7 protein-coding genes and 2 pseudogenes are annotated in these 5,964 nt (G+C 68.5%); 4 read left to right on the forward strand and 5 right to left on the reverse strand.

Annotated elements, in window-relative coordinates; translation table 11 throughout:
- Window positions 1–141, reverse strand: a pseudogene (locus APY03_RS44295) (DoxX family protein); the annotation flags it as partial.
- A 44-nt stretch (window positions 142–185) separates the two neighbouring features.
- Window positions 186–887 carry a pirin family protein gene (locus tag APY03_RS21615; RefSeq protein ID WP_068679869.1) on the reverse strand — a complete coding sequence of 234 codons (702 nt, stop codon included), beginning with the start codon at window positions 885–887 and terminating at the stop codon, window positions 186–188.
- 155 nt (window positions 888–1,042) lie between these two features.
- Here APY03_RS21615 and APY03_RS21620 point away from each other — a divergent pair, with 155 nt between their 5' ends.
- The 4 genes from APY03_RS21620 to trmB all read left to right on the forward strand — a co-directional run bounded on the left by APY03_RS21620 (window position 1,043) and on the right by trmB (window position 4,805).
- Entirely contained in the window at window positions 1,043–1,996 is a 954-nt protein-coding gene (locus APY03_RS21620; RefSeq protein ID WP_068679871.1) for a LysR family transcriptional regulator, read from the forward strand.
- 70 nt (window positions 1,997–2,066) lie between these two features.
- Window positions 2,067–3,137, forward strand: a complete 1,071-nt coding sequence (locus tag APY03_RS21625) for an NAD(P)/FAD-dependent oxidoreductase (RefSeq protein ID WP_083944498.1) — start codon at window positions 2,067–2,069, stop codon at window positions 3,135–3,137.
- A gap of 16 nt (window positions 3,138–3,153) precedes the next feature.
- Window positions 3,154–4,068, forward strand: coding sequence for a tRNA glutamyl-Q(34) synthetase GluQRS (gluQRS, locus tag APY03_RS21630; protein ID WP_068679873.1), 915 nt, complete (start codon window positions 3,154–3,156; stop codon window positions 4,066–4,068).
- A 2-nt stretch (window positions 4,069–4,070) separates the two neighbouring features.
- Window positions 4,071–4,805: a tRNA (guanosine(46)-N7)-methyltransferase TrmB gene (gene trmB, locus APY03_RS21635; protein ID WP_068679903.1), complete on the forward strand. Its 735-nt coding sequence runs from the start codon at window positions 4,071–4,073 to the stop codon at window positions 4,803–4,805.
- A gap of 158 nt (window positions 4,806–4,963) precedes the next feature.
- Here trmB and APY03_RS45705 read toward each other — a convergent pair.
- The 3 genes and pseudogenes from APY03_RS45705 to APY03_RS42610 form a co-directional block, all read right to left on the reverse strand.
- Window positions 4,964–5,185: pseudogene (locus APY03_RS45705) on the reverse strand (DUF6862 domain-containing protein); the annotation flags it as partial.
- A 98-nt stretch (window positions 5,186–5,283) separates the two neighbouring features.
- Entirely contained in the window at window positions 5,284–5,544 is a 261-nt protein-coding gene (locus APY03_RS42605) for a hypothetical protein (RefSeq protein WP_068679875.1), read from the reverse strand.
- A gap of 92 nt (window positions 5,545–5,636) precedes the next feature.
- The coding region (locus tag APY03_RS42610) for a hypothetical protein (protein WP_198161274.1) at window positions 5,637–5,964 on the reverse strand (328 nt) is incomplete at its 5' end.

Here is a 5,964-nt window from a genome sequence, read left to right on the forward strand (position 1 = left end):
AAAGCCCGTGAGCTTGCCGAAGCCGGCTGGCACGAACAGGAGCGCGATCAGCACGCGGCCGAGCAGGGCCAGCGTATCCTGGGCCGTGCTCGCGGTCGCTGGCGCGGCAAAGGTCGATGCGGTGGTGGTGCTAGTGGACATTGGAAGAACTCCTCTGGTTGATAAAAAACAAAAAGGCGGCGGCATCAAGCCGCCAGGTCGAACACCAGCACTTCGGCACTCTTGCCCGCGCCCAGTGTGAGTTTCGATTCACGCTCGATCAGCGCGGCATCGCCGGTCGCAAGCTTCGTGCCGTTGACGTCGAGCTCGCCCTTGACGAGATGCACGTAGCTCCTGCGCTCCGGGTCGAGCGCCAGTTCGGCCTTCTCGTCGCCGTCGAACAGGCCGGCATACAGCCGCGCATCGGCATGCACCAGCACCGAGCCCTCGGCACCGTCGGGCGAAGCCACCAGGCGCAGCCGGCCACGCTTGTCAGCATCCGGGAAAGCCTTCTGCTCGTAGCTCGGCGCGATGCCGCGCACGTTCGGCTCGATCCAGATCTGCAGGAAGTGCGTGGTCTCGTCCGGCTTGTGGTTGAACTCGCTGTGCATCACGCCGCGCCCAGCGCTCATGCGCTGCACGTCGCCCGGCGGGATCGACTCGACGTTGCCCATGCTGTCCTTGTGCGCCAGCTCGCCCGAGAGGACGTAGCTGATGATCTCCATGTCCCGGTGGCCGTGCGTGCCGAAGCCGGCACCGGCGGCAACGCGATCCTCGTTGATCACGCGCAGGTTGCCCCACCCCATATGGGCGGGGTCGTAGTACCCCGCAAAGGAGAAGCTGTGAAACGAGCGCAGCCAGCCATGATCGGCATAACCGCGTTCCTGGGATTTGCGAACCTTCAACATCTCTGAATCTCCTGCCCCGGGTGCTCGAACCTCGGGGCTTTCATATGCCGCGCCGGATGCGCAGCGGATGAGTGGAACTTTAGGGCCCGACCCCTGTCGCGGAAGCGCCCCGATTTGATGGCATCATTCAAATCGTTTGAACGATCGGATTCGCCATGCACAACGCCCGCGACGTCCTCACCCCCGATGCACTCGCCATGCTGCAGACCGTGGCCGACACCGGCAGCTTCGCCGCCGCGGCGCGCCACCTGGACCTGGTTCCGAGCGCCCTGAGCTACCGCGTACGCCAGATCGAGGATGCGCTGGACGTGCTGCTCTTCGATCGCAGCGCGCGGCAGGCGAGGCTCACGGAGGCCGGCGCCGAGCTGCTGCGCGAAGCGTCCTGGCTGCTGAACGAGATCGATGCCGTTGCCAACCGGGTCAAGCGCGTCGCCACCGGCTGGGAGCCGATGCTCACCATCGCGATCGACAGCGTGATCGCACGCGACCCGATGCTCGACCTCGCCACGGCCTTCTTCGCCCTCGATCCGCCCACGCGTCTCAAGCTGCGCGACGAGACCCTGCTCGGCACCATCGAGGCACTCAGCAGCGGCGTGGCCGACCTGGCCGTTGGAGCGGTGCTCGACGCCTCCAGCCTCGCCTTCGGCAGCACCGGCATCCGCAGCCGGCCGCTGGGCCATTTGCGCTTCGTCTACGCGGTGGCGCCGCACCATCCGCTCGCGCGCCTCGAAGGCCCGCTGTCCGACGCCGTGCTGCGCCAGCATCGCGCCGTGGCCGCGGCCGACTCCTCGCGCGCCGGGCCGAGCATGACGGTGAATCTCGTGAGCGGCCAGGACGTGCTCACCGTACCGACCATGCAGGCCAAGCTGGCGGCGCAGCTGCACGGCCTGGGTGGCGGCTTTCTGCCGGAGCCGATGGCACGGCCCTACATCGAGGCCGGCCACCTGGTCGAGCGCAAGACCGAGCGGGCGCCGCCGACGGCCACCATGCATTGCGCCTGGCGCGAGCGCACCGCGGGCAAGCCGGGGCGCGCGCTCAAATGGTGGCTCGAGCAGTTCGAACACGAAGGCACGCGCCGCGCACTGCTGGAGCGCCATCGCGGACGCTGAGCGCCTTCGGGTGTGTCGGCCCGGTTAGAGTCGGCCACTGCCCCGCCAAACCATCGATCGAGACAACGCCATGATCCTGCGCCCCTCCGCTGACCGCCACCGATCCCCCGCCCCGCGCCACTACGCCATCGTCGGCGCAGGCATTGCAGGCGTGGCCTGCGCCCGCACCCTGGTCCAGGCCGGGCACCGCGTCACCGTATTCGAGCGCGAGCCCGCACCCGGCGGCCGCATGGCGAGCGAGTCGACGCCCTTCGGCCGCTTCGACAGCGGCACCCAGTACTTCACCGTGCGCGATGCGCGCTTTGCACGCGCGCTCGAGACCGCGGATGGCTGCTGCCGACCCTGGAGCGCCAACCTCGTGCGCGTGCTCGACCCGCACGGCCGCGTGGCCGAGGCGGCCTTGCCGGGCCGCGAGCAGCACTGGGTCGCGCAGCCCGGCATGGACGCCCTGGTCGCGCATTGGGCGGCGCCATTGGGCGATGCGCTCATCACCCGTACCCGGGTGACGACCATCGAACCCGACGCGCTCGACCCGCAGCACTGGCAACTGCGCACCGAGGGGGCCGACGATGCGCGGCACGTCTATTCCGGCTTCGACGCTGTCCTGCTGGCCGTCCCCCCAGGCAGCGCGCGCGCCCTCCTCGGCGGCAGCGCCGCGATGGCACCGTTGCGCGAGAAGACCGAGGCAGTGCGCATTGCCCCCTGCTGGACCTTGATGATCGCCTTCCCGCAGGCCAACCAGCCCACGCTCTCGCACCTCGGCCCGCAATGGAACGCGGCCCGCAGCAACCACCATCGCGTGGCCTGGCTCGCGCGCGAATCCTCAAAGCCCGGCCGCGAGCGCATCGAGCGCTGGACGCTGCAGGCCAGCCCGGCCTGGTCCAAGGAGCACCTGCGCGACGATGCCGCGCGGGTCGAGGCCAAGCTCCTGCGCGCCTTCTCCGAGATCACCGGGATCCGCGCCACGCCTTCGCATGCGCAGACGCGCTGCTGGCCCGAGGCGCAGACCCAGGTGCCGATCGGCGCGCCGCACCTGTGGGATGCCAAGGCCCGCCTAGGCCTGGCCGGCGACTGGTGCACCGGGCACCGCGTCGAAGACGCCTTCCTTTCGGGCCTGACCCTGGCGCTGAAGGTGGCCTGACCGAAGCGTGCGCGCCATGACTGCCGTCGGCCGCTTCGCGCCCTCGCCCACCGGTCCCCTGCATGCCGGCTCGCTGGTCGCCGCTCTGGCGAGCTGGCTCGACGTCCGCGCCCGCGGGCCGCAAGCGCGCTGGCTGGTGCGCATCGAGGATGCCGACACCGAACGATGCCTGCCCGGCATGGGCGAGCACATCCTGTCGCAGCTGGCCGCCTGCGCCCTGCTGCCCGATCTGCCGCCGGTCTGGCAGACGCGACGCGGCGCGCTCTACGCACGCGCCCTGGAGCACCTCAAGGCCCTGCAGCTGGCCTACCCCTGCGGCTGCTCGCGCAAGGACATCGACGAGGCGCTCGCGCTGCACGGCGAACCGCACCAGCGGCATGGCGAGCGCGTCTACCCCGGCACCTGCCGCGACGGCCTGCATGGCAAGCCGCCGCGGGCATGGCGCTTCGCCGCGGAACAGTACGAAGCCGCCCGGACCTCCAAGAGGCTCTGCTGGACCGACCGCCGGCTCGGCTGCCAGTACCAGGACGTCGCGCGCGAAGTCGGCGACTTCGTGCTCAAGCGGGCGGATGGCCCGTGGGCCTACCAGCTCGCGGTCGTGGTCGACGACGCCGACCAGGGCGTGACCGACGTGGTGCGCGGCGCCGATCTTGCCGACAACACCGCGCGCCAGATCCTGCTGCAGCGCGCGCTGGGGCTGCCGCAACCGCGGTACCTGCACACGCCGGTAGTGCTCGGCACCGATGGCGAGAAGCTGTCGAAGCAGAACGGCGCAGCGCCGATCGACACCGGCACGCCCGCCGCTGCCGTGGCCGCGCTGAATGCCGCCGCCAACGTGCTCGGCCTCGCTGCCGCGCACGCATCGACGCCTGCCGAGGCCCTGGCCGCATGGGTCGACGGCTGGCGCGCTCTCTACAATCCGCGCCCGTGATGATGACCCTGCCCGCCAACGATCCCGCGCAAGACGACGATCCGCCCTCCGGCGACGCCCCACCGCATCCCCTGCACCGCCGCCTCAAGAGCTTCGTCCGGCGCGCAGGCCGCACCACCGATGGCCAGGCGCGCGCCTTCGCCGAACTGGGGCCGATCTTCCTGCTGCCCTACCGAGCCGAGCCCCTTGACCTCGAAGCCGCCTTCGGCCGCGCCGCGCCCACCGTGCTCGAGATCGGCTTCGGCATGGGGGAGGCCACCGCGCACATCGCTGCGCTGAAGCCGGAGACGAACTTCCTCTGCTGCGAAGTCCACGAGCCCGGCGTAGGCGCCCTGCTCAAGCGCATCGGCGAGCAGCAGCTCACCAACATCCGAATCTTTGCCCACGACGCGGTCGACGTGCTCGACCACATGCTCGTGCCCGGCACGCTGGCCGGCGTGCATGTGTTCTTCCCCGATCCCTGGCACAAGAAGCGGCACAACAAGCGGCGCCTGATCCAGCCGCCCCTGGTTCGCAAGCTGGCCGAGCGGCTGGCGCCCGGCGGCTACCTGCATTGCGCCACCGACTGGCAGCCCTACGCCGAGCAGATGCTGGAAGTGCTGTCGCAGGAGCCGCTTCTGCGCAACACTGCCGCGGCCTATGCCCCCAAGCCGGACTACCGGCCGCTCACCAAGTTCGAGAACCGCGGCCTCAAGCTGGGCCACGGGGTATGGGATCTTGTGTTCGTGCGGGTGTAAGGATGGGGATGACCGATTGGTGCGCGAGTGAGCGAGTGCGCGTGGTCATGAGCTTCTGCAGCGAAGATCGGGCATCCGCTGGATTCGCAAAAAAAATGGCTACCCCGAAGGGAAGCCATGGGAAAGGCCGTTTCCGGCTTTGCCGGCAGGGAGTCGGGTCATGCTGAAAGCACAACCCAGTAAACCGGCCCGGGGATTCTAGCGGGCGCAATGCCCTTTCGTAATGCCCTTGAGGCGATCCAGTCACTGCACAGCTTGCTTGCGTCATCGGCGTAGCACGCCGCACGCAGCTTCTCGTCACGCGCCTTGTCCTTGGCGTTCCATGCATCGCGTTCGGCACAGGCGGCGCCATCTCCGCCCTCGCATGCGACGATGGCCTTCTTCCTGGCTTGTTTTCATCGTGAGCCAGGCAGTTGTTCGCTGCCACATTGCCGCCAGCCTGGCTGGCGAGGTTGATCTGGGCTGCATCGCCGCCCCCTCAGGATCCGCATGTCCGTGTCGAAAACTCCTTTGCGACAACGTCTACGACATTGTCAACCACCACCTTCCCCGCGCTCGGCGTGAACGCTTGTTCAAGCAACCCGGCTATGCCCGCGGCGATCTCAAACGAAAGGGTTACGGGAACGTTCCCCGTCGCTGTCGCCAGAGCTGCCGCGCGTTGGTAGTCCGTACTCATTTTCCCGAAGTAGGCCCCGACAGCCTGCTGTTGCTGGGCAGTCAGTGGAGGGTTCTGTTGCATACCCACGCCGGATATACAAGACAAGTCCCCGTTTGCGCATCTGGCTATCGATGCTACCGACGATGTATTGATCGGAGCGGTTGCATCCCGGCTCACTGTATACGGTGCCCAAGGCGGAACCCCGTCGGTGCCGCCGCCCGCGGTGGTGTTCGAGATGATGAATTGCTGGATTCCCAGTCTGCTTGGCCAGGCACCTCGATGACTTGCGTCGTTCCCGTCACAGCCTGCGTCGGCAATCCCGGATCGATGCTGTAGCCGGGCTGCCTCGCCACGTCCCACTGTGCCAGCGTGTCGGCCGGTATGCCGTGGTTCTTGTTGCCCATCAAGCGCATCTGCTCCTCGATCTGCTCGGGCGTGTAGCGCCCGCCGCTTTGCTCGGCCACCAGCACCTTCTGCGTGCAGACGTCGGCCACGCTGCCG

This window comes from Variovorax sp. WDL1, from assembly GCF_001541225.1.
Taxonomy (GTDB): Bacteria; Pseudomonadota; Gammaproteobacteria; order Burkholderiales; family Burkholderiaceae_C; genus Variovorax.

Coding starts and splice junctions, on each gene's coding strand:
- APY03_RS21615 (WP_068679869.1), bottom strand. CDS start 887: ATGTTGAAGGTTCGCAAATCCCAGGAACGCGGTTATGCCGATCATGGC.
- APY03_RS21620 (WP_068679871.1), top strand. CDS start 1,043: ATGCACAACGCCCGCGACGTCCTCACCCCCGATGCACTCGCCATGCTG.
- APY03_RS21625 (WP_083944498.1), top strand. CDS start 2,067: ATGATCCTGCGCCCCTCCGCTGACCGCCACCGATCCCCCGCCCCGCGC.
- gluQRS (WP_068679873.1), top strand. CDS start 3,154: ATGACTGCCGTCGGCCGCTTCGCGCCCTCGCCCACCGGTCCCCTGCAT.
- trmB (WP_068679903.1), top strand. CDS start 4,071: ATGACCCTGCCCGCCAACGATCCCGCGCAAGACGACGATCCGCCCTCC.
- APY03_RS42605 (WP_068679875.1), bottom strand. CDS start 5,544: ATGCAACAGAACCCTCCACTGACTGCCCAGCAACAGCAGGCTGTCGGG.